This is a genomic window from Agromyces cucurbitae (assembly GCF_058349945.1).
In genome coordinates, this window is record NZ_JBYRES010000005.1 from 247,017 (window position 1) to 269,159 (window position 22,143).

A 22,143-nucleotide genomic window follows, 5' to 3' on the forward strand; every position below is an offset into this window, starting at 1 on the left:
GGGGCGCTACGCTCGCATCATGCGCCTCGGGGTTCTCGACGTCGGTTCCAATACCGTGCACCTGCTCGTGGTCGACGCCCATCCGGGCGCGCGACCGATTCCCACAGCCTCGCACAAGTCGGTGCTGCGCCTCATGCGCTACCTCGAGCCCGACGGGGCGATCAGCCGCGAGGGCGTGGCCGCGATCCTCGCCTCGGTCGGCGACGCCGCGAAGGCCGCACGCGAGGCCGGCATCGACGAGCTGCTCGCGTTCGCGACGTCGGCGATCCGCGAGGCGGCCAACGGCGAGCACGTGCTCGACCTCGTGGAGCGCGAGACCGGCGTGCGGCTCTCTGTGCTGAGCGGCGACGACGAGGCACGACTGACCTTCCTCGCGGTACGCCGCTGGTTCGGCTGGTCGGCCGGCCGCATCCTGCTCTTCGACATCGGCGGCGGCTCGCTCGAGATCGCGCAGGGCGGCGACGAGGTGCCCGACGTCGCACGTTCGCTGCCGCTCGGCGCCGGCCGTTCGACGGTGGCCTTCCTGCCCGACGACCCGCCCTCGAGCGAGCAGGTCGATCGGCTGCGCGAGCACGCACGCGCGGTGCTCGCCGGCGCGGTCGCCGACTTCGCGGGGATCGCCTCGCCCGACCACGTCGTCGGGTCGTCGAAGACGATCCGCTCGCTCGCCCGCCTCGCCGGCTGGACGGAGGACGGCGTGGGCTCCGACGAACGCAGCATCCTGCGCCGCAAGGGCCTCGACGACTGGATCCCCCGGCTCGCCCGCATCCCCGCCGACGCGCGCCCCGCGCTGCCCGGCATCACGGCCGACCGCACGTTCCAGATCGTGGCCGGTGCGGTCGTGCTGTCCGAGGCGATGCGCGCCTTCGACGTGTCCGAGCTGGATGTGTCGCCGTGGGCGCTGCGCGAAGGGCTCATCCTGCGCCGCCTCGACCTCATGGAGTGAGCGCCGGCACGGTGAGAGCCGGCACCAGTGAGCGCCGGCACCGGTGGGCGCCGGCGCGAACGCGGAACGGCGGCGTTCGTGCACCCCCATGCACGAACGCCGCCGCTCGGTCCTCCGGATCGGATCAGCCGGCGAGCGCCTTCGCCTTCAGCTGGTCGTACTCGGCCTGCGAGATCGCGCCCGAGTCGAGGAGGCCCTTGGCCTTCTCGATGTCGGCCGCCGCCGACCCGCCGCCGCTGCCGGCGACGCTGCGGATGTACGCGTTCGCCTGCGCCTGGGCGTCCACCTGCTCCTGCATGCGCCGCTCGGCCATCGACTTGCCGCGGGCGATCAGGTAGATGAACGCCGCGAGGAACGGCAGGAACACCAGGAAGATCAGCCACAGGGCCTTGGCCCAGCCGTTGAGCGTGTGGTCGCGGAAGATGTCGATGATGACGGTGATGAAGATCCAGATGCACGCGAACATGACGTAGATCCAGAAGAGCCAGACGAGGAAGTCCCAGAAGCTGTTCATCAGCGTGCCCCTTTCGTCACTCGGCGAGACCATCTTGCGCGAGGATGCCTCGAACCTAGCGCCCCGGCGGCCGGCAGTGCATCACTCAATTCGAGTGACACGGCCGGCTCCGGCTGCGGCGATCTCATGCACCGGCTCTCGTCGCCTCGCGCCGTCAGCCGTGCACTTCGACGTACGGCGCCACCGGCACGATGCCGGCCGCCGCGCTCACGATGCGCTCGTCGCCGGCGATGAGCACGTCGGCCTGCAGCTTCGCGACGGCGAGGTACTCGGCGAGCGTCGGGTCGTCGAGATCGAGGTCGCGTGCGATGCGCCACGCCGTCGCGCGCGACACCCGGTCACCGAGGAGCCGAACGCGCAGCGACGCGAGCGCCTCCAGCTGGGCACGAGCTTCGCGCTCGTCGAGCAGGTTCTCGCGCACCTCGCGGTAGAGCAGCGCCATCGCATGGCTGCGCAGGACGGACGGTGCGACGAGCGGACGCCGCTCATCGGCCGCATACCGGTCGCGAATCAGTCGAAGCGCCGTCTCGGCGTCGATCGCGAACCTCGTCGGACCCTCGGAATCGGCCATGCCCCGCAGTGAACACCCGACCGCCGACATCGGACCCGGCGCCGCCGGCCCGCCGGGTGCCCCCACTGGGATTCGAACCCAGACTGGGCTTGGGCCAAGGACCCAGCGCCGCCTGCCCGCCGGGTGCCCCCACTGGGATTCGAACCCAGACTTGAGCGGGTTTAAGCCGCCTGCCTCTGCCGGTTGGGCTATGGGGGCCGCCTGCGCGGAGACGCCGACGCGGCGCCGCCCCGAAGGGCGACGCCGCGTCACAGCCTAGTCAGGGCCGAACCGCTACTTGGCGGCGACGGGCTCCTTCTTGGCCGACTTCACGGCCTTGGCCGGTGCCTCGGCCGCGGGGGCCGGGGCCTCGACGGCCGGCGGCTTCGGGCGTGCGGCGAACAGCTCGAACTGGGCGCGCGGCTGCTGCAGGGCCGAGAGCGACACGATGTCGCGGCCGAGCCAGAAGTTGTTCCACCAGCCCCAGAACACGCGGAACTTGCGCTCCCAGCTGGGCATCGCGAGGCCATGGTACCCGCGGTGGGCGAACCACGCGAGCAGGCCCTTGATCGCGAGCTTGCCCGACTGGAACACGCCCGAGCCGATGCCGAGACCGGCGACGGCACCGAGGTTCTTGTGCACGTAGTTCTTGGGCTCCTCGCCGCGCAGCACGGCGACGATGTTCTTCGCGAGCAGCTTGCCCTGGCGCACGGCGTGCTGGGCGTTCGGCACGCAGTAACCGCCGACGCCGCCGCCCGTGAGGTCGGGCACGGCCGAGATGTCGCCGGCCGCCCAGGCGTCGGCCACGATCTCGTCGTCGTCTTCACCGCCGACGCGGAGGTCGGCGCGGGTCTTGATGCGGCCGCGCTCTTCGACGGGCAGGTCGCTCGAGCGCACGATGGCGGGGTTCGCCATGACGCCGGCCGTCCAGACGATGAGGTCGCTCTCGAAGCTCTCACCGGTCGACAGCTCGATCTTGCCGTCGACGGCGCTCGTGAGCTGGGTGTCGAGGTGGATCTCGGCACCGCGCTGCGCGAGGTGCTTGATGACCCAGTGGCTCGTGGGCAGCGAGACCTCGGGCATGATGCGGCCCATCGCCTCGATGAGGTGGAAGTGCGTCTCGTCGAACGTCAGCTGCGGGTAGTACTCGAGCAGCGCACTCGCGAACGAGCGGAGCTCGGCGAACACCTCGATGCCCGCGAAGCCGCCGCCGACGACCACGAAGGTGAGCAGGCGCTCGCGCTCGGGGCCGGGGGGAAGGTTCGAGGCCTTGTCGAAGTTGGTGAGCACGCGGTCACGGATCGCGACGGCCTCTTCGACCGTCTTGAGGCCGATCGCGTTGTCGGCGATGCCCGGGATCGGGAAGGTGCGCGACACCGCGCCACCGGTCACGACGATGACGTCGTACTCGAACTCCCACGGCTCGCCGAGCTCGGGGGTGATGGTCGCCGTCTTCGACGCGTGGTCGATCTTCGTGACCTTCGCGGTGACGACGTTCGTCTTCTTCAGGTGGCGACGGTGCGAGGTGACCGAGTGGCGCGCCTCGATCGAACCCGCGGCGACCTCGGGAAGGAAGGGCTGGTACGTCATGTACGGCAGCGGGTCGACGATCGTCACCTCGGCCTCGCCGGGGCGAAGCCACTTCTCGAGCTTCCACGCCGTGTAGAACCCCGCATAGCCACCGCCGACGATGAGAATCTTGGGCACGGTGAATGGACTCCTCAGTATCTGGTAGATGCGACCCGGTGCGCGCGATCAGGGGTCGCGCGTGCGTACCGTTCGCCTGGTATGCCGAATGGCGCCGATGCCCAACAGCGCTGCTAGCGTACCAAATCCTGCGACCAACGAGAGCGGCACGGTGATGTACGCGAGCGTCCACGGGGTCGGCAGCATGGTCGCCGTACCCTCGTCGGCCGGGGGCGGAGGGTCGGCGATGGGCACGATCTCCTGCTCGGTCGCCTCGGGCGTCGGCGAGGTCGAGGTCGCGCGGCGGTGGATGGTGATCCACTCCTCGAGGCTGCCGAGCGGGTTGGCGTCGACCGGCTCGACGTCGGCCTCGAGCGCCGCGACCGGATCGATGAGGCCGTAGCCGTAGAGCGGGCTCGGCACCTCGTGCCCGTTCGGGTCGGCCGTCTGGATCACGCGGTTGATGACGTCGGCGGCATCGAGCTCGGGGTACTCGGCCCGCACGAGCGCGACCATGCCGGAGACGAGCGGGGCGGCACCGCTCGTTCCGCTCCAGATCGCGACGCGGCCGTCGGGCCGCACGCCGACGAGGTCTTCACTGGGAGCCGCGACTCCGAGCGTGATGCCCTGCGAGCTCGCGTCGAGGCTCGCGTTCTTCTCCTTGTCGACGCCCGCGACCGCGAGCACGCCGGGGATCGTCGCGGGAGCGCCGACCTCGGTCGTGCCGTTGCCGCGGTTACCGGCCGCCGCGACCACGACGACGTCGTGCTCGAAGGCGTACGTGAACGCGTCGTCCCAGCTCTCGGGCCAGTCGCGGGTATTGCGCGTGAGCGACATGTTGATGACGTCGGCGCCGTTGTCGACCGCCCACTTCACGCCTTCGGCGATCTGCTCGTCGTTCGTCTTCTCGGCGCCCGTGTCCTGGCCGAACGCGACCGACACCGTGAGCAGGTCGGCCTCGGGTGCGACGCCGATCACGCCGTTGCCCTCACCGGTGCCGCGACCGGCGAGGAGCGAGGCGACCATCGTTCCGTGCGCACTCTCGTCGGGGTCGCCGACCGGCGTCTGCCCGTCGGGCGTGCCGAGCCCCGAGACATCCGTGCCGCCCTTGACGACGCCGCGGAGCTCGGTGACGTTGCCGTTGACCCCGGTGTCGATGATCGCGACGGTGACGCCCTTGCCCTGCGTCGTCGACCAGGCGGTCGTGAACCCGTAGTCGCCGAGCCAGTACTCGTAGTCCCGCACCGTGTCGGCCTGCGCCGGTGCCGCGCCGCCGACCACGACGGCGGCCGCGGCGACGACGGCGACCGCCGACTTCGCGGCGAGCGCACGCGCTCGGGCGGCTCGACTCCGGGGGCTCATTCCTCGTCGACTCCGTAGTCGGGGCACTTGCAGACGTCGGGCGACCAGCTCGAGCGGGCGAGCGCGAGGTCGCCGATCGGGTTGGCGCCGGGGCCGGCCGCGAGCGCATGGGCGGCGAGCGCGTGCAGGCACTTCACGCGGGTCGGCATGCCGCCCGCCGAGATGCCCGCGATCTCCTCGACCTCGCCGAAGCGCTCGCGGTCGGCGAGGTAGTCGCGGTGGGCCTGCTCGTAGCCGGCGCGTACGAGGTCGTCGCTCGCGAGCAGCTCGCTGAACTCGACCATGAGCTGGCCGGCCTCGAGGAACGACATGGCGGCCGTCGCGCCCGGGTGCGAGAGGTAGTAGAACGTCGGGAACGGCGTGCCGTCGGCCAGGCGCGGCGCGGTCGCGACGACCGTCGGGTTGCCGCAGACGCAGCGTGCGGCGATGCCGACGACGTTGCGCGCGGGGCGACCGAGCTGGGCCGAGACGACGCGCAGGTCGCGCTCGGAGACGGGCTCGAACGGCGGGCGGGTCATCGGGCGTCTCCCGTCGCAGGAGTGGTCGGCGTCGGCGACGCGGGTGCGTCGGTCGCCGGTGCGTCGGTCGCGCCGGCCTCGGGCGCGAGCCCCGCGGTCATCACGGAGTCGAGCAGGGTGCGCATCCAGTCGCCCTTCGCTTCGGTCACTTCGGCCGAGACGGCCGTCGTCTCGTCGGTCTTCGCGGCCGCGTCGCGGTCGTCGATGACGAGGTAGCTCACCTCGCCCGGCATCACGTAGTAGAGCCGTTCACGCGCCTGCGTGACGATGAACGTCTCGTCGTTCCAGCGCTCGCGCTCGTCGCGGAGCCGCTGGACCTCCTCCTCCTGGGCGGAGACGGCGGCCTTGAGCTCGGCGAGCTGCGCGCGCTGCTGGGCGAACGCGGCGATCGTCGGTGCGAGCACCACGACCGCGAGCACGAGTATGCCCAACATGATCAGCGAGAAACCTGAGAATCGGATGCCGCTCAGCCAGCCCGCACGCGTGGACGACGCGGAACCCCGCCCGGGCGCGGACGCCGGGCGCGGCTTCGAGCCCCTCGGCTTGGCGCTCGCCGATGCCTTCGCGCCCGACTTCGACGTCGTCGAACTCGGCGACCCGGCCTTCGACGACCCCGCCTTCGACGACGACGTCGCGGTCGACGACGGCGACGTGCCGGTCGAACCCGCCCGCTTCGCCGACGACGGCGACTCCGAGGCATCCGCCCCGGCCTTGCGGCGCGACCGCGGCACGCGGGAGCCCGCCGGGTTCGCAGGCCTGCGAGGGGTGCGAGGGGACTCGCCGTTCATCGCCCTCCTCATGACGGCCCGGAAGACGACGACGGGGGCGGCCACCCGGCCGCCCCCGTCGCGATGTCGCTACGCGATCACGCCGTGAAGCGCGGGAACGCCGTGCGGCCCGCGAACACCGCGGCCTCACCGAGCTCTTCTTCGATCCTCAGAAGCTGATTGTACTTCGCGACGCGCTCGCTCCTGGCGGGCGCGCCCGTCTTGATCTGACCGCAGTTGGTCGCGACCGCGAGGTCGGCGATCGTCGTGTCCTCGGTCTCGCCCGAGCGGTGCGACAGCATCGCGGTGTAGCCCGAGCGCTGCGCGAGGCTGACCGCGTCGAACGTCTCGGTCAGGGTGCCGATCTGGTTGACCTTCACGAGCAGCGAGTTCGCGACGCCGCGACGGATGCCGTCGGCGAGGCGCGCCGGGTTCGTGACGAACAGGTCGTCGCCGACGAGCTGCACCTTCGAGCCGAGCACGTCGGTGAGCGCCTTCCAGTTGTCCCAGTCGTCCTCGGCGAGCGCGTCCTCGATCGTCACGATCGGGTAGTCGCGCACGAGTCCCTCGTAGTACGAGATGAGCTCGGCGGCCGACCAGTCCTTGTCCTCGAGGCGGTAGACGCCGTCGCTGAAGAACTCGGTCGCGGCGACGTCGAGGCCGAGCGCGATGTCGGTGCCGGGGGTGAAGCCGGCCTTCTCGATCGCCTTCAGCAGGAAGTCGAGGCCCTCGCGGTTGCTGGGCAGGTCGGGGGCGAAGCCGCCCTCGTCGCCGAGGCCGGTCGAGTAGCCGGCGGCCTTCAGCTCGCTGCGCAGCACGTGGTACGTCTCGACGCCCCAGCGCAGCGACTCCGAGTAGGTCTCGGCGCCGATCGGCGCGAGGAAGAACTCCTGCATGTCGATGCCGTTGTCGGCGTGCTCGCCGCCGTTGATGACGTTGAAGAGCGGCACGGGCAGCACGTGCGCGTTCGGGCCGCCGAGGTAGCGGAACAGCGGCAGGTCGGCCGAGTCGGCGGCGGCCTTCGCCACGGCGAGCGAGACGCCGAGGATGGCGTTCGCGCCGAGCTTCGACTTGTTCGCGGTGCCGTCGGCCTCGATGAGGGCGGCGTCGACGAGGCGCTGGTCGCTCGCGTCGAGGTCTTCGATGGCCGGGCCGAGCACGTCGAGCACGCCCTCGACGGCCTTCTGGACGCCCTTGCCGAGGTAGCGCTTCGGGTCGCCGTCGCGCAGCTCGTACGCCTCGAACGCACCGGTCGATGCACCCGAGGGCACCGCCGCGCGGGCCAGCGAACCGTCGTCGAGCAGCACCTCGACCTCGACGGTCGGGTTGCCGCGCGAATCGAGAATCTCGCGCGCACCTACAGCTTCGATGAATGCCACAGTGGACTCCTCTGTGAGGGATGTGCTGGTGGATAGACGGCCGAACGGCCCGCTGCCAAGTCTAGGACGCTCGGCGGTGGAGCTCCGGTCGGTCGTCACGCACCGCCCCGTCTGGCGATCGACTTGCGGAATATGGCGATCTCGCCGCGCCGGCGCGGGCTTACGCGCCGAGAGCGCGGAACTCGAGGGATGCCGCGTCTGGCGTCGCGGCGTTCACGGTCGCGAACTCCTCGAAGCCGTCGGCGGTCACGCGGTCGAGCAGCGCACGCAGGTTCTTCACCCGGCGCTCGAGGCGCACGCGCGCCCCCGACGCGACGAGCTCGCCCTTGATCGCGAGCAGGCGCTCGGCCGGGACATCCGCATCGTGCACGAGCACGATCGCGCGGGGCAGGTCGTCGCGCGGGATCTCGAGCAGGTCGACGATGCGCTCGAAGCCGATCGAGAAGCCGCACGCCGGCACCTCCTGCCCGAGGAAGCGTCCGACCATGTGGTCGTAGCGACCGCCGCCGCCGAGCGAGTAGCCGAACTCGGGGTGCGCGATCTCGAAGATCGTGCCCGTGTAGTAGCCCATGCCGCGCACGAGCGTCGGGTCGAACTCGATCGCCGCGTCGGGCATCGCCTCGCGCAGCGCGACGAGGTCGCCGTAGGCCTCGAGGTCGAGCCACGCGGGCGGGGGCACGACGCCCGAGGCCAGGTGCCAGTCGGCGCTCGTGAGCCCCTCGAGGGCCGTCGCGACCTCGGTGTCGGCCGTGACCGCGCCGATCTCGGCGAGCTCGGCCGCGACTCCCCCGGTGCCGATCTTGTCGAGCTTGTCGATCGTGATGAGCGCGCGCTCGCGCAGGTCGTCGGGCACGCCCCACGACGCGAGGATGCCATGCAGGATACGGCGGTCGTTGATGCGGATGGTGCAGCCCGCGAGCCCGAGCGCGTCGAGGGTCGCGACGGTCGCCGTCAGCAGCTCGAGCTCGGCGAGCGGGGTCGCGTCGCCGATGACGTCGATGTCGCACTGCACGAACTGGCGGTAGCGGCCCTTCTGGGGGCGCTCGGCGCGCCACACCGGCGCGATCTGGATCGAGCGGAACACGGGCGGCAGGGCCGCGCGGTTCGTCGCGTAGAACCGGGCGAGCGGCACCGTGAGGTCGTAGCGCAGGCCGAGGTCGGCCAGGGCGAGGGCGTCGCCGGACGCCGCGGCGGCGGCGAGGTCGTCGCCCGTGAGGCCGCGCTTCATGACGGCGAACGCGAGCTTCTCGTTGTCGCCGCCGAGGCCCGCGTGCAGCCGCGACGAGTCCTCCATGACCGGCGTCTCGATCTCGTCGAAGCCGTGCGCCGCGTACACGCCGCGGATCACGCCGAGGGCGTGCTCGCGTCGGGCCTTCTCGGCGGGGAGGAAGTCGCGCATGCCGCGCGGGGGCGTCACGTTCTGGGCCATGCGTGCCATTCTTCCAGTTGCGCGGGCACGGTCCGCGCGCGGGACCGTCCGACGGGAGGCACGATGACCGGCACTGCGAACGACCACGCGGAGCCCCGCGCCAACGGCGGGCAGCGCATGCTCGTCGTGGGCGCCACGGGCGTGCTCGGCGCGCCGGCCGTGCGCGCGCTCGTCGCGGGCGGGCACACGGTGTTCGGCACGAGCCGCAGCCCCGGGCGGCTCGCCGGCATCGAGCGCGACGGCGCGAACGGCCTCGTGCTCGACGTGCTCGACGCCGCGTCGATCGACCGCGCCGTCGCCGCCGCCGAACCCGACGCGATCGCCTTCCTCGCGACCGACCTCGCCGCACTCGACTACGCCGCCAACGCCCGGCTCCGGCTCGAGGGCGCGCCCGCGCTCGTCGCTGCCGCACGGGCGGCCGGGGTCGGGCGGTTCATCGCCGAGAGCATCTCGTGGTCGCCCGACGACGCCCCCGTGGCGGCGCTCGAACGCGCCGTCGCCGGGCACCAGCACGGCGTCGTGCTGCGCTTCGGGCTGCTCTACGGGCCCGGCACCTGGTACGCGGCCGACGGCGCCTTCACGGCGCGAGCCGGCGAGGGCCGCGTCGACGCGATCGCCGAGACCACGAACTGGCTGCACGTCGACGACGCGGTCGCGGCCGTCGTCGCGGCACTCGCCTGGCCGGCCGGCACCGTCGACCTCGTCGACGACGATCCAGCCGAACTCGCCGACTGGGCGGGGGTGCTCGCGGCCCGGGCGGGCTTCACGGGCCGGCCGGCGACGACCGCGCGCGGTTCGGCGCGGGTGACCGACGCCTCGGCCGCGCGGTCGCTCGGCTGGTCGCCGTCGCATCCGTCGTGGCGCGACGGACTCGGGCTCGGCTGACGACGCCGCGGCGTCACTCCCCCGCGCCGGCGCCCCTCGCCGCGACGTCCGACTGCTCGGCGCGGCGCACCTCGGCCTCGAAGTCGCGCACGGCGCCGCGCAGCGCCCGCTCGGCGTCGAGCCCCTGCTCGCGCGCCGAGGCCACGAGCCCGAACAGCAGCCGGCCGAGCTCCGCCTCCGTCGCGGGCGCGACCGGAGCCGACCCGGCGTCGGCCCTCACCGGTCCCTCGGCCGGCGCCGGCCCCGGGGCATCCACGATCACGGCTGCGGTGACGCCCGCCTTCTCGGCCTTGGCGAGCACCTTGCGCGCAAGAGCGAGCGCCGGCATGCCGCGCGGCACCCCGTCGAGCACGCTCGTGCGGTGCGGCTTCTCGTCGGCCTTGAGGTCCTCCCAGAACGCGACGACGTCGTCGGCGGTCTCGGCCTCGCGATCGCCGAACACATGGGGATGCCGCGACACCATCTTCGCCGTCATGTGACGTGCGACGTCGTCGATGTCGAACCGCTCGCCGTCGGTGTGCGCGGCGATGTCGGCGTGGAAGAGCACCTGGTAGAGCACGTCGCCGAGCTCCTCGATCATCTCGGCGCGATCGCCCGCCTCGATCGCGTCGATGAGCTCCCAGCACTCCTCGACGAGGTACTGCACGAGCGATTCGTGCGTCTGGTCGGCGTCCCACGGGCAGCCGCCGGGCGCGCGCAGCAGGGCGACGGTCGCGATGAGTTCGTCGAGGCCGGGGTGGGCTTGGCTCATACCGGCAGCCTATGCCGGTCGGCTCGAGGAGGAACCCGGCCCCGCCCGCGGGTCAGTGCACGAACGCGAGCAGGAGGGCGACCCCGATGAAGAGGCCGCCGAACACGAGGTTGAGCGTGCGCTGGCCGCGCGCGGTGCGGGTGAACCGGCGGAAACCGTGCGCGGCGGCGGCGAAGAACCCCCACATGACCGCGATGTCGACCGTGATCACCGTCACCGTGACGATGAGGTACTGCAGCCAGAGCGGTTCGCCCAGGCGGATGAACTGCGGCAGGAACGCCAGGAAGAACACGATCGCCTTCGGGTTCAGCAGGTTCACCCAGAGGCCCCGCCGGAACATCGACCAGCGGCTCTCGGATGCCGCGGCGAGCGCCCGCCCCGGGGCATCCGCCTCGTCGTCGTCGAGGTCGTCGACCGTGGGCTTCGCGAGCATCTGCCGGATGCCGAGGTAGACGAGGTACGCCGCGCCCGCGTACCGGATGACGTTGAACGCGAGCTCGGACGAGGCCACGAGCACGCCGACGCCGAGCGCGACGATCACGATGTGGATGAGCAGCGCCGCCTGCTGGCCCAGGATGCCCCAGATCGACCGGCGGAAGCCGTGGTTGAGCGAGTTGCCCATCGTGTTGATGGCGCCCGCGCCGGGGGTGAAGCTGATCACGAGGCACGCGACGAGCAGCGTGATCCAGAGCGAGAAGGGCATCCCACCAGCGTACGTCGCGGACGACCCGCGTTCCGTCGGCGGGCGGGGCGCCGCCGCCCGGCCCCGACCGGCCGATAGGATCGACGCGGAGAGCCGGGAAGTCTGGTCGGCAGCACACGTACGTCGTACCCCGAAGGATCCGCATGAACGTCCTCCGCTCCGAACGGTGGGCCGCCGCCCTCCTGCTCATCGCCGCCGCGCTCGGCCTCATCATCGCGAACACGCCCGTCGGGCCCCCGCTCATCGAGCTGAAGACCGAGCACATCGACCTGCCGTGGCTCGGTCTCGACCTGTCGCTCGGCCACTGGATCAGCGACGGACTGCTCGCGATCTTCTTCTTCATCGTCGCGGTCGAGCTCAAGCGCGAACTCGTGATCGGCGAGTTGAACTCGCTCTCGAAGGCGCTGCTGCCCGCGATCGCCGCGGTCGGCGGCGTGATCGTGCCCGCGCTCATCTACGTCGCGTTCACGGCCGGCACCGAGACGGTCGACGGGTGGCCGATCCCGACCGCGACCGACATCGCCTTCGCGCTCGGCGTGCTCGCGGTGTTCGGGCGGTGGATCCCGACGCGCGTGCGCGTGTTCCTGCTCGCGCTCGCCGTGCTCGACGACCTCATCGCGATCCTCATCATCGCGTTCTTCTTCACGAGCGACGCCGACCTCGCCGCGCTCGGGTTCGCCGGCATCGCGATCGCGCTGTTCGGCGCCGTGAGCCGGCTCATGAAACCGCGCTCGCCGTACATCCTCGCGCGCCGTCCGCAGTGGCCGATCATGCTGCTGCTCGTCGTGCTCGGCGTCGTGGCGTGGTACTTCGTCTACCAGTCGGGCGTGCACGCGACGATCGCGGGCGTCGCGCTCGGCCTCGTGATGAGCCGACGGCCCGGCGGTCGCGCCGCGCACGCGCTCGAGCCCTGGTCGAACGGCGTGATCCTGCCGCTCTTCGCGCTGTCGGCGGCGATGGTCGTCGTGCCGCAGGTGCGGCCGAGCGAGCTCGATCCGGCGTTCTGGGGCATCCTCGTCGCACTGCCGGTCGGAAAGCTCATCGGCATCACCCTCGCCGGCGGCCTCGGCGGGCTCGTCGCCGGGCGGCGCTCGGGCACCCCGCTCACGATCGTCGACCTGCTCGTGGTCGGCACCCTCGGCGGCGTCGGTTTCACGGTGTCGCTGCTCATGAACGAGCTCGCGTTCGCCGGCATGCCCGCGGTGGCCGACGAGGGCACGCTCGCCGTGCTGCTCGGCTCGGGCATCGCGATCGTCGGCTCGGCGATCGCCGTCGCCCTGCGTTCGGCGCACTACCGGCGACGCGGCGCGGCATCGGGCCCGGGTGGCGGCGGAACGTTCGCGCACTGAGCGGCGTGCTGCCGCGCCGGCGCCTGGCGCCTGCTCGCCCGGCCTGCTGCCTGCTTCACGTCACCACGTTTCGGAGATCAGCACGGTCTCGGATGCCGCACCCGGCGGCCGACCCGATCTCGTCCTGATCTCCGAATCCGTGGCTGCGCCCCGAGCTCAGTCGAGGGCGATCGGCACGACGATGAGCGCGACGATGACGGCGAGCAGCACGACGACGGCGATGATGCCGCCGGGGTGACCGAGGTTCACGGTCCAGCCGACGCCGAACCGCTTCTGCACCATGAACGACGGGTCGTCGGGATTCACGTACACCATCCCGGCCTTCCAGTACCGGTCGTCGTCGGGGGCATCGGGCGCACCGTCGACGGTCGCACCGCCGGGGCGGACGGCCCGCCGGTACCGCCGGAGGGAGAGCGCGACGACCGCGAGGAGCACGACGACGAGCCCGGTCGTGACGCCGATGACGAGCCCCGGCGAGGCCGTGCCCGCCCACGAGACGAGGGTCGTCCACGAGAAGATGATCGTGATGGCGAACATGACGGCGCCGAGCATGCCGATCATGACGCTGCGCACGGCGAAGGCCCGGGCCGCATTGGTCTCCCGATCATCGGCCGCGACGCCGCGCACGGGTGAGACCCGCACGAGGAACGAGAGCGCGTAGAGCCCGACGACCGTGATCGCGCCGACGAGCAGCGGCCCGAACACCGACCAGATGCTCTTGTCGGCGTAGGCGTCGACCTCGCCCGCCGCGTTCCAGTGCACGGGAAGCGGATCGGGCAGCCGGTCGTAGACGGCGATGCCGACCGCGACGACCACGCCGATCAGCGCGAGGGAGGCGGCGAACCACCCCGTCGGAGGCCGAGGACGCTCGGCGGGGGCGGAGTCGGCGACGATGCGAACGACGGCCTCGTCGTACCAGCCGCCGGCTCGCTTCGCGCGCTGGATCGCGGCACGCGGCACGAGATAGGCGACGACCGAGGCGACGAGGACGAGCAGGATCGACGCGAGCAGCGCGACCGCGGGCGCGAACGGCGCGACGAGGACGACGACGAGGAGCGCAGCGATCCAGCCGACGGCGACGATCACCCGGTAGCGGCGGACGGCGGTGCGCACGACGGGGTCGTCGACGTGCGCGTTCGGCACGCTCACGCCGAGCGGCAGGGTACGGCGCACGAGCGCGGGCATGACGAGCATGCTGACGGCGATGAGCGACACGAGCGCCGCTCCGAGCACGATCGAGAACAGGGTCATGCGTGGTCTTCCTCCGTGGTCTGGGTCGAGGCCGGGGTCTCAGGGTCGGGTGCGGGATGCCTCGTGGCCGACGACGCCCGCGGCGGGCGCGGCCCGCTCGCCGACCGCGCCCGGGCGAACTGCGCGAGCAGTTCGCCCGTCGTGCCGGTCACCTCGTCGTCGGACATGCCCTGCGCGACCGCCTCGGCGAGCAGGGTGCGCAGCCGGGCACGCCACTCGGGCACGAACGCCTCGGACGGTGCGCCCGACTCGGGGCCGCGCGCGACGACCGAGCCCGAGCGTCGGTTCGTGCGCACGAGGCCCTCGCCGCGCAGCAGTTCGTAGCCGCGGCTCACGGTCGCGACGTTGATGCCGAAGTCGACGGCGAGCTGGCGCACCGAGGCGAGCGGATCGCCCGGATGCAGGTCACCGGCAGCGATGCCCTCGACGATGCGGTCGCGCAACTGCTGCGACAGCGGCACCTCGGACTCGGGATCGATCTCGATCTGCATACGGGACTCCTGTCATGCCTGCACTGGCTGTGATATCTGTACTACAGATTACAGTACAGCCAGCACAGTAGCGACCGAGATGGTCGCCACGGATTCGGAGATCACCACGATCTCGGTGCCGAATGCGCGCACCACCCGATCGGGTGCAGATCTCCGAAACGCTGGCGCCCCGCCGGCACGCGAACACAGGGCTCGGGCGCCCGCGCTCAGGCCGCCGCCCCCTGCGCTCAGGCCGCCGCGGGCGCGGGCTCGAAGATGTTCGCGATGAGGCGCGACACCCACTCGATGAGGTCGGCGTCGCCGGGCGGTTCGCCCCCGGGCGTCGGCCACGGCACGAGGATCACGTCGTTCTGCGCGAAGTGCTTCGCCCCCGGGTACATGCGCTCGAGCCGGACCCGCCGGGAGTCTGGGATCTGCGCGGGCCCGATGCGCAGCTTCGAGCCCGTCGCGATGACCTCGCCGAGCCCCGCGAGCTGGGCCTGACGGCGCAGCCGCGAGACGGCGACGAGATGCTCGACCGACTCGGGCGGCGCACCGTACCGGTCGACGAGCTCCTCGAGCACCTGGTCGATCTGCCCCTCCTTCGAGGCCGGTCCGCTCGCGGCCGAGAGCTTCTGGTACGCCTCGAGACGCAGCCGCTCGCTGTCGACGTACTCGTCGGGGATGTGCGCGTCGACGGGCAGCTCGAGCCTGAGCTCGGTCTGGCCCTCGGCGACGTCGCCGCGGAAGGTCGACACGGCCTCGCCGATCATGCGCAGGTACAGGTCGAACCCGACGCCAGCGATGTGCCCGGCCTGCTCGGCCCCGAGCAGGTTGCCGGCGCCGCGGATCTCGAGGTCTTTCAGCGCGACCTGCATGCCGCTGCCGAGCTCGTTGTTCGCGGCGATCGTCGACAGCCGGTCGTGCGCCGTCTCGGACAGGGGCTTCGCCGGGTCGTAGAGGAAGTACGCGTACGCGCGCTCTCGCCCGCGGCCGACGCGGCCGCGCAGCTGGTGCAGCTGCGAGAGGCCGTACTTGTCGGCCCGGTCGATGATGATCGTGTTCGCGTTCGAGATGTCGAGGCCCGTCTCGATGATCGTCGTCGAGACGAGCACGTCGAACTTGCGCTCCCAGAAGTCGCTCACGATCTGGTCGAGCGAGTGCTCGTTGAGCTGGCCGTGGGCGACCGCGATGCGCGCCTCGGGCACGAGCTCGGCGAGCTGCGCGGCGACCCGGTTGATCGACGACACCCGGTTGTGCACGAAGAACACCTGGCCCTCGCGCAGCAGCTCGCGGCGGATCGCCGCGGCCACCTGCTGCTCGGAGTACGGGCCGACGAACGTGAGGATCGGGTGCCGGTCTTCGGGCGGAGTCGCGAGGGTCGACATCTCGCGGATGCCGGTGACCGCCATCTCGAGCGAGCGCGGGATGGGGGTGGCGCTCATCGCGAGGATGTCGACGTTCGTCTTGAGCTTCTTCAGCGCGTCCTTGTGCTCGACGCCGAACCGCTGCTCCTCGTCGATGATCATGAGGCCGAGGTCTTTGAACGACACCTTCTCGGTGAGGATGCGGTGCGTGCCGATGACCATGTCGACCGTGCCGTCGGCGAGGCCCGCGATGGTCTCGCGCGCCTCCTTGTCGGTCTGGAACCGGCTGAGCGCCCGCACGTGCACCGGGAAGCCCGCGTACCGCTCGTTGAACGTCTCGAGGTGCTGCTTGACGAGCAGCGTCGTCGGCACGAGCATCGCGACCTGCTTGCCCTCTTGGATCGCCTTGAACGCGGCGCGCACGGCGACCTCGGTCTTGCCGAAGCCGACGTCGCCCGCGAGCAGGCGGTCCATCGGGATGGGCCGCTCCATGTCGGCCTTCACCTCGTCGATCGTCTGCAGCTGGTCGTGCGTCTCGGCGAACGGGAACGCCTCTTCGAGCTCGTGCTGCCACGGGGTGTCGGGCCCGAACGCGTGGCCCTTCGCCGCCATGCGCGCCGAGTACAGCTTCACGAGCTCGACCGCGATGTCGCGCACGGCCTTGCGGGCCTTCGACTTCGCCTGCGACCAGTCGCTGCCGCCCATCTTCGAGAGCGAGGGCGCCTCGCCGCCGACGTAGCGCGAGAGCAGGTCGAGCTGGTCCATCGGCACGAACAGCCGGTCGCCGGCCTGCCCGCGCTTCGATGAGGCGTACTCGAGCACGAGATACTCGCGCACGGTCGTCGGCTGGCCCGCGATACCGGCCGTGCGGCTCGGACCCTTCGGGCGCGTGCCGGTCGCGACCTCGCGCTGCACGAGCTCGATGAACTTGCCGATGCCGTGGGTCGAGTGCACGACGTAGTCGCCGGGCTTCAGCTGCAACGGGTCGACGACGTTGCGCCGCCTCGTCGCGAGCTTCTTGCCGGCGCGGGCGTCGTACCCGGCCGAGCGCCCGTAGAACTCGGCTTCGGCGATGAGGCCGAGCTTCGCCTCGGGCACCTCGAAACCACGGGATGCCTCGGCCTGCACGAGGTACGCGACGCCGGCCTCGAGCGAGTCGGGGACCTCGTCGACGATGCGACCGGCGAGCCCGGCGTCGGCGAGCACGTCGCGCGCGCGTTCGACGAGACCCTGACCCGCCGAGGCGACGACGAGCGACCAGCCGTCGCGCAGGCGACCGGCGACGTGGTCGACGGCGCCCGCCACGTTGCCCTGGAAGCTCGGCATCGCGTTGGCCGCGATGCGCACGTACGAGGCATCGAGCTCGAGGTCTTCGGCCGCGTCGCCGGCGTCGAACGGCGAGAGGGTCCACCAGACGCGGCCGGGGTCGGCCTCGCCCGGGGCGCTGAACAGCGTCGCCTCGCGCAGCTGCGCGACCGTCAGGAAGTCACCCGCGTCGAGGTCGATCGGCGCGCCCGCGCCGACGGTCGCGGCGCTCCACGCGGCGGCGAGGAACTCGCGGTTCGTCTCGGCGAGGCTGGCCGCGCGACCCGAGACCCGTTCGGGTGCGATCACGGCGACGGCGGCCTCGCGCGGCAGGTAGTGGGCGAGCGGCACGAGCCGCTCGGTGAGGGCGGGGGCGAGCGACTCCATGCCCTCGACGGGGATGCCCTCGGCGATCTTCTCGAGCATCGCCGAGAGGCTCGGGAACTCGTGCACCATCTCGCGCGCCCGCTGCCTGACGGCCGGCGTGAGCAGCAGCTCGCGGCTCGGCGCGAGGCGCACCCGCTCGACGGGCTCGGGCAGCGACCGCTGGTCGGCGACCGAGAAGGCGCGCAGCTCTTCGACCTCGTCGCCGAAGAACTCGACGCGAACGGGGTGGTCGGCCGTCGGCGGGAAGACGTCGAGGATTCCGCCGCGCACCGCGAACTCGCCGCGGCGCGACACCATGTCGACGCGCGCGTACGCGAGGTCGACGAGGCGCACAGCGATCTGCGAGAGGTCGTGCCCGCGCGCGCCCTCGACGAGCTCGATCGGCTCGAGGGCGGCGAGGTTGTCGGCGATCGGTTGCAGCGCGGCGCGCACCGAGGCGACGACGACGAGGGGATGCCTCGGCCCGGGCGCCTCGGCCCACTCGTGCAGGCGCCGGAGCGCATGCAGCCGCCGGCCGACCGTCTCGGCGCTCGGCGACAGGCGCTCGTGCGGCAGCGTCTCCCACGCGGGGAACTCGAGCAGCTCGGCGTCGGGCAGGTAGGGGGCGAGCGACGCGCGCAGGGCCTCGCCCTCGCGACTGGTCGCCGTGACGACGAGCATCGAGGGCGCGAGGCCGGCTGCCGCGCGGCGTTCGAGGAGCGACGCGAGCATCGGCGCGTCGAGTCCCGACGGAGCCGAGAAGTCGGCGTTGCGCTGGGCCTCGGCGAGGGCGCGATCGATCGTGGAGGCGCGCGAAAGCGCCGTGTTCAGACCCTTGAGGCTCACCGGAGAAGTCTATTCCGCCCCGCCGACACCCCCTCCCGATACGATGACTCCCGCCCCGACGGAAGGACACCATCGCATGATCATCGCCGCCGCAGACGGCTCGGCCCTCGGCAACCCCGGCCCCGCGGGCTGGGCCTGGTACGTCGCCGACGACTGCTGGGCGGCCGGCGGGTGGAAGCACAGCACCAACAACGTCGGCGAGCTCACCGCGGTGCTCGAGCTGTTCCGCGCGACGGCGCACCTCGACGACGAGCTGCTCGTGCAGTGCGACAGCCAGTACGTCATCAACTCGGTGACGAAGTGGATGCCGGGATGGAAGCGCAAGGGCTGGCGCAAGGCCGACGGCAAGCCCGTCATGAACGTCGAGATCCTGAAGGAGCTCGACGCCGCCCTCGTCGGCCGCCGCTTCCGCTTCGAGTGGGTCAAGGGCCACGTCGGCCACCCGATGAACGAGGCCGCCGACGAGCGCGCCCGTGCGGCCGCCGAGGCGTTCCGCAGCGGACTCCCGGTGCCGAGCGGGCCCGGCTGGACGGGCGACTGCGAGGGCGACGCCGCCGTGGCGACCGCCGTGGCCGACGCGCTGCCCGCGCCCGATGCCGACGACGTGCCCGCGAACGAGGTCGCCGTCGAGGCGCCCGAGCCGATCGACGCCGCGGCGCACGACGACCGCTCCCCCGCCGATGCGACCCTCTTCGACTTCGACGACCCGGCCGCCGACTGGCTGACGATGTCGCTCGACCTCACCGTCGACGAGCACACCCGGCTCGTCGAGCGCGCGCGCGCGGCGGGTACGAGCCCAGAGGAGTTCCTGCGCGGCCTGATCTGACCGGCGACCGGCCGCCGGAGCTCAGCTCGGTGAGTGGAACTTCTGCTGCGCGGCGAGCAGCCCGCCGTCGGCGATCGCCTCGACCGCGTCGGCGGCATCCGAGACGAGGTTCGGCAGGGTCTGGCGCTCGGTGCCCGAGAAGTCCTTGAGCACGAAGTCGGCCGGGTCCTGCCGGCCGGGCGGCCGGCCGATGCCGACCCGCACGCGGATGAACTCGGGCCCCTGCGACTTCGCGATGTCGCGCAGTCCGTTGTGTCCGCCGTGGCCGCCGCCCTGCTTGAGCTTCACGGTGTCGTACGGCAGGTCGAGCTCGTCGTGCACGACGATGATGCGCTCGGGCGGCACCCCGTAGAACTTGACGAGTGCCGACACCGGGCCTCCCGAGGTGTTCATGTACGAGTTCGGCTTCGCGACGACGAGCTTCGGACCGCCTGGGCGCACGAAGCCCTCGGCGACGCGCGACGGGGTCTTGTGGCTCTTGAAGCTCGCACCGAGGCGCGAGGCCAGCTCGTCGGCCACCATCTGCCCGACGTTGTGCCGGTTGCCGGCGTACTGCGCGCCGGGGTTGCCGAGCCCGACGACGAGCCAGGTGTTCTCGGCCATGCCGTCGTCCTTCCGCGCGCGTGCCCGCCTGAACCACGCCATTCGTGCTCCGCTCGGGTCGATCAGGGCCGCTCCGGCCCGCAACGAGCGTACCCGCTCAGAACGTCGCCTGATGCGAGTCGTCGTAGGCGATCGAGTCGGCGAGCATGCCGCGCAGCGGCAGCGTGAGCCGGGTGAGCCCCGCGAGCTCGTCGGCGGTCGGGGTCGTCAGGGTGTCGATGAGCCGCTTCGTGCCGTCGTCGAGGATGCCGGCGATCGACGGCGTGTACACGACGACGTTCCCGTCGACCGTGAGCGTCGTCGCGGTGTTGCGGAGCCCGCCGTCGCCCGCCGGCACGTCGAGCCGGAACCCGTCGATCACGATGCGGTCGGCCTGCAGCCGGATGGCGCGTTCGGTCGACCCGTCGGCGAGCTTCACCGACACGATCGCGATGCCCGAGAGCCCCTCGATCGCGAGGCGGTCGCCCGACAGGGTCGCGGGATCGCCCGTGAACACCGGAGCGGCCTCGTCGAGGGGCGCGAGCACCGGGGCCGCCGGCTTCGGCGCCGGGGATTCCTCGGGAGCGGCGGGTTCCGCGTCGGGCGGCGTGGATGCCTCGGGCTCTTCGCCGTCCGCGTCGGGGTCTCCGGTGCCCGGCTCGGCGGTGGGCGACGGGGCCGGCGTCGGCTCGGGCGACGGGGTCGGTTCGGGCGTCGCCGCGGGGTCGGGGCAGGGGTCGGCGCCGAAGAACTGCTCGAGCGGCGTCGGCTCCTCGCAACCCTCGGTCGCCTCGGCGCGCACGCCGGGCAGCGCCGACGCGCCCTGCGCGGTGCCGGTGACGAGCAGCAGCGCGAGCGCGCCGATCGCGCCGGCGCGCAGGTGCCGTACGCGGCTCACGCCGCGGTCTCCGCCTCGTGAGCACGGGCGCCGGGCGCGGCATCCGGCTCGCCGTCATCCTCGGCGACCGCGGGCGCCGGCTCGGCGTCGGCCGCGGCATCCGACTCGCGTCGCGGCGCCCACGAGACGACCATGATGCCGCCGACGCAGCCGAGCAGGAACCCGACGAAGAAGCCGCCGAGGTTCACCGCCACGAGCGAGTAGACCGAGGCGGCGAGCACGATCACGCCGTAGAAGATGCGGTGCGCCGGCATCGCGACCGCGAGCACTCCGGCGAGCGCGACGACGATCGGCAGGATCGTCGCCTGCATGCCCTCGACGCCGACGTGGATCGTCAGGTTGCCGAGGTCGAGCTGGCTCGACAGGAACATCGCCGCCCCGGCGAGCACGGTGATGATGCCGCCGATGAACGGGCGCGAGCGGTACCAGGCGCCGAATCCGCCCGATGCGGGTGCTTCGGCGGGGCCGGCCGCATCGGTCGCGTCGGCGGCTTCCGCGAGGAGGTCGAGGTCGGTCGGCTGGTCGTGTGTCGCGGGCATCGGTGACTCCTTCGTCGTGTGCTGGCGCGGGTGCGGTGTCGGGGGCGGTGGCGGAGGTCGCGGGGCGGGCTGCGTCGGGTCGCGCCCGCCCCGCGGGTCATGCGGCGTTCAGGCCGGGATGCGGCTCAGAAGCACTCCTTGCCGTTCGTGAGCTGCAGGTGCAGCCCGTTGAGCGTGAACACGCCCGCCTGGGTGCTCCACGCGGTCTGCTTGAGGCCCGAGATCTTGATGGTGTCGGCGTCCTGCGCGAAGCCGCCGGCCTCGCCCTTCGACGGGGTCTTCACCGTGGAGGCGTCGACGCCGATGCGGATGTTGCCGAACGTCGCGTCGCCCTGCAGGTCGGTGAGGCCGATCTGCAGGTCGCTCGCCGTCGCCGGCTTGCCGCCGCCGCCGGCCGAGATGAGCATGCCGAGCTTGCCGAGCGGGGTGTCCGTGACGACCGACTGGCAGAGGTCCGAGAGCGACGCCTCGCCGATGTTCGAGATGGCGACGGGGTGCGGCGTGCCGTTCTTCTCGGCCGCGACGCCCGCGTACTGCGAGAACCCGCTGCCGTCGAGCGAGGATGCGGCGATCTTGAACTGGCTGCCGGAGACGGCGAACGACACCGGCACGGCGCCGTTCGCGACGCCGGCCATGACGAGGCTGGCGGCGACGCCGACGGGAACGGCGGCGATGGCGACCCGGCCGAGGCGTGTGCCCGTGAGTGAACGGAACTTCATGGATCCTCCTTGATGCGCTGAAGCGGGCGGCGGTTCGCCGCCACGGCGACCCTACGGACCCTATTGACTGTTCGTCAATAGTTGTTCACTCGAAGTCAATAACGATCGGGTCACTGCCGCACGGTTCGCCCGCGC

At 72.0% G+C, this 22,143-nt stretch carries 22 protein-coding genes and 1 tRNA gene; 5 read left to right on the forward strand and 18 right to left on the reverse strand.

Features of this window, described 5'->3' with window-relative positions:
* Nucleotides 1–19: 19 nt before the first annotated feature.
* Nucleotides 20–946, forward strand: coding sequence for a Ppx/GppA phosphatase family protein (locus AC3RJ6_RS18330; RefSeq protein ID WP_491428568.1), 927 nt, complete (start codon nucleotides 20–22; stop codon nucleotides 944–946).
* Nucleotides 947–1,070: 124 nt separating this feature from the next.
* Here AC3RJ6_RS18330 and AC3RJ6_RS18335 read toward each other — a convergent pair whose 3' ends face one another.
* The 7 genes from AC3RJ6_RS18335 to AC3RJ6_RS18365 all read right to left on the reverse strand — a co-directional run bounded on the left by AC3RJ6_RS18335 (nucleotide 1,071) and on the right by AC3RJ6_RS18365 (nucleotide 6,010).
* Nucleotides 1,071–1,460 (reverse strand): SHOCT domain-containing protein, encoded by a 390-nt coding sequence (locus tag AC3RJ6_RS18335; RefSeq protein WP_491428569.1) that lies wholly within the window; start codon nucleotides 1,458–1,460, stop codon nucleotides 1,071–1,073.
* 154 nt (nucleotides 1,461–1,614) lie between these two features.
* A complete protein-coding gene (locus tag AC3RJ6_RS18340) occupies nucleotides 1,615–2,031 on the reverse strand; it encodes a hypothetical protein (RefSeq protein WP_491428570.1) in 417 nt (138 codons plus the stop codon).
* Between the two features lie 124 nt (nucleotides 2,032–2,155).
* Nucleotides 2,156–2,229, reverse strand: a tRNA-Leu gene (locus AC3RJ6_RS18345).
* Nucleotides 2,230–2,304: 75 nt separating this feature from the next.
* Nucleotides 2,305–3,717 (reverse strand): NAD(P)/FAD-dependent oxidoreductase, encoded by a 1,413-nt coding sequence (locus AC3RJ6_RS18350; protein ID WP_491428571.1) that lies wholly within the window; start codon nucleotides 3,715–3,717, stop codon nucleotides 2,305–2,307.
* 48 nt (nucleotides 3,718–3,765) lie between these two features.
* A complete protein-coding gene (locus AC3RJ6_RS18355; RefSeq protein WP_491428572.1) occupies nucleotides 3,766–5,058 on the reverse strand; it encodes a S8 family serine peptidase in 1,293 nt (430 codons plus the stop codon).
* Nucleotides 5,055–5,576: a DUF501 domain-containing protein gene (locus AC3RJ6_RS18360; protein WP_491428573.1), complete on the reverse strand. Its 522-nt coding sequence runs from the start codon at nucleotides 5,574–5,576 to the stop codon at nucleotides 5,055–5,057. Before AC3RJ6_RS18360 ends, AC3RJ6_RS18355 begins: the two co-directional genes overlap by 4 nt.
* The gene (locus AC3RJ6_RS18365; protein ID WP_491428574.1) at nucleotides 5,573–6,010 is read right to left on the reverse strand and encodes an FtsB family cell division protein; all 438 of its coding nucleotides are present in this window, start codon (nucleotides 6,008–6,010) and stop codon (nucleotides 5,573–5,575) included. The genes AC3RJ6_RS18360 and AC3RJ6_RS18365 overlap by 4 nt, the downstream gene beginning before the upstream one ends.
* A gap of 49 nt (nucleotides 6,011–6,059) precedes the next feature.
* Between AC3RJ6_RS18365 and AC3RJ6_RS18370 the strand changes: the two genes are divergently transcribed.
* The gene (locus AC3RJ6_RS18370; RefSeq protein WP_491428575.1) at nucleotides 6,060–6,452 is read left to right on the forward strand and encodes a hypothetical protein; all 393 of its coding nucleotides are present in this window, start codon (nucleotides 6,060–6,062) and stop codon (nucleotides 6,450–6,452) included.
* Here the strand turns inward: AC3RJ6_RS18370 and eno are convergent.
* Complete coding sequence (gene eno, locus AC3RJ6_RS18375) at nucleotides 6,442–7,722, reverse strand: phosphopyruvate hydratase (protein ID WP_491428576.1); 1,281 nt, start codon at nucleotides 7,720–7,722, stop codon at nucleotides 6,442–6,444. The genes AC3RJ6_RS18370 and eno overlap by 11 nt on opposite strands.
* A gap of 160 nt (nucleotides 7,723–7,882) precedes the next feature.
* The gene (gene hisS, locus AC3RJ6_RS18380) at nucleotides 7,883–9,151 is read right to left on the reverse strand and encodes a histidine--tRNA ligase (protein WP_491428577.1); all 1,269 of its coding nucleotides are present in this window, start codon (nucleotides 9,149–9,151) and stop codon (nucleotides 7,883–7,885) included.
* A 63-nt stretch (nucleotides 9,152–9,214) separates the two neighbouring features.
* Here hisS and AC3RJ6_RS18385 point away from each other — a divergent pair, with 63 nt between their 5' ends.
* Nucleotides 9,215–10,036, forward strand: a complete 822-nt coding sequence (locus tag AC3RJ6_RS18385; RefSeq protein ID WP_491428578.1) for an NAD-dependent epimerase/dehydratase family protein — start codon at nucleotides 9,215–9,217, stop codon at nucleotides 10,034–10,036.
* 13 nt (nucleotides 10,037–10,049) lie between these two features.
* Here the strand turns inward: AC3RJ6_RS18385 and mazG are convergent, their stop codons facing one another.
* Nucleotides 10,050–10,787, reverse strand: coding sequence for a nucleoside triphosphate pyrophosphohydrolase (gene mazG, locus AC3RJ6_RS18390; RefSeq protein WP_491428579.1), 738 nt, complete (start codon nucleotides 10,785–10,787; stop codon nucleotides 10,050–10,052).
* A gap of 52 nt (nucleotides 10,788–10,839) precedes the next feature.
* A complete protein-coding gene (locus tag AC3RJ6_RS18395; protein ID WP_491428580.1) occupies nucleotides 10,840–11,490 on the reverse strand; it encodes a LysE family transporter in 651 nt (216 codons plus the stop codon).
* A 143-nt stretch (nucleotides 11,491–11,633) separates the two neighbouring features.
* On the opposite strand from AC3RJ6_RS18395, the gene AC3RJ6_RS18400 reads away from it, so the two are divergent.
* Nucleotides 11,634–12,839, forward strand: a complete 1,206-nt coding sequence (locus AC3RJ6_RS18400; protein ID WP_491428581.1) for a Na+/H+ antiporter NhaA — start codon at nucleotides 11,634–11,636, stop codon at nucleotides 12,837–12,839.
* Nucleotides 12,840–12,995: 156 nt separating this feature from the next.
* Here the strand turns inward: AC3RJ6_RS18400 and AC3RJ6_RS18405 are convergent, their stop codons facing one another.
* The 3 genes from AC3RJ6_RS18405 to mfd form a co-directional block, all read right to left on the reverse strand.
* Nucleotides 12,996–14,090, reverse strand: a complete 1,095-nt coding sequence (locus AC3RJ6_RS18405) for a DUF5808 domain-containing protein (protein WP_491428582.1) — start codon at nucleotides 14,088–14,090, stop codon at nucleotides 12,996–12,998.
* Entirely contained in the window at nucleotides 14,087–14,581 is a 495-nt protein-coding gene (locus AC3RJ6_RS18410) for a GntR family transcriptional regulator (protein ID WP_491428583.1), read from the reverse strand. Before AC3RJ6_RS18410 ends, AC3RJ6_RS18405 begins: the two co-directional genes overlap by 4 nt.
* Nucleotides 14,582–14,808: 227 nt before the next feature.
* Nucleotides 14,809–18,444, reverse strand: coding sequence for a transcription-repair coupling factor (mfd, locus tag AC3RJ6_RS18415; protein ID WP_491428584.1), 3,636 nt, complete (start codon nucleotides 18,442–18,444; stop codon nucleotides 14,809–14,811).
* Nucleotides 18,445–18,520: 76 nt separating this feature from the next.
* Between mfd and AC3RJ6_RS18420 the strand changes: the two genes are divergently transcribed.
* Nucleotides 18,521–19,270, forward strand: coding sequence for an RNase H family protein (locus AC3RJ6_RS18420; protein WP_491428585.1), 750 nt, complete (start codon nucleotides 18,521–18,523; stop codon nucleotides 19,268–19,270).
* A gap of 21 nt (nucleotides 19,271–19,291) precedes the next feature.
* Here the strand turns inward: AC3RJ6_RS18420 and pth are convergent, their stop codons facing one another.
* From pth to AC3RJ6_RS18440, 4 genes are all read right to left on the reverse strand, one after another.
* Entirely contained in the window at nucleotides 19,292–19,873 is a 582-nt protein-coding gene (gene pth / locus AC3RJ6_RS18425; RefSeq protein WP_491428586.1) for an aminoacyl-tRNA hydrolase, read from the reverse strand.
* Between the two features lie 97 nt (nucleotides 19,874–19,970).
* Nucleotides 19,971–20,750, reverse strand: coding sequence for a hypothetical protein (locus AC3RJ6_RS18430; protein ID WP_491428587.1), 780 nt, complete (start codon nucleotides 20,748–20,750; stop codon nucleotides 19,971–19,973).
* Nucleotides 20,747–21,289 carry a DUF6114 domain-containing protein gene (locus AC3RJ6_RS18435; RefSeq protein WP_491428588.1) on the reverse strand — a complete coding sequence of 181 codons (543 nt, stop codon included), beginning with the start codon at nucleotides 21,287–21,289 and terminating at the stop codon, nucleotides 20,747–20,749. Before AC3RJ6_RS18435 ends, AC3RJ6_RS18430 begins: the two co-directional genes overlap by 4 nt.
* 125 nt (nucleotides 21,290–21,414) lie before the next feature.
* On the reverse strand, nucleotides 21,415–22,008 hold the full coding sequence (locus AC3RJ6_RS18440; RefSeq protein ID WP_491428589.1) for a DUF6230 family protein: 594 nt from the start codon (nucleotides 22,006–22,008) through the stop codon (nucleotides 21,415–21,417).
* Between the last annotated feature and the right edge of the window lie 135 nt (nucleotides 22,009–22,143).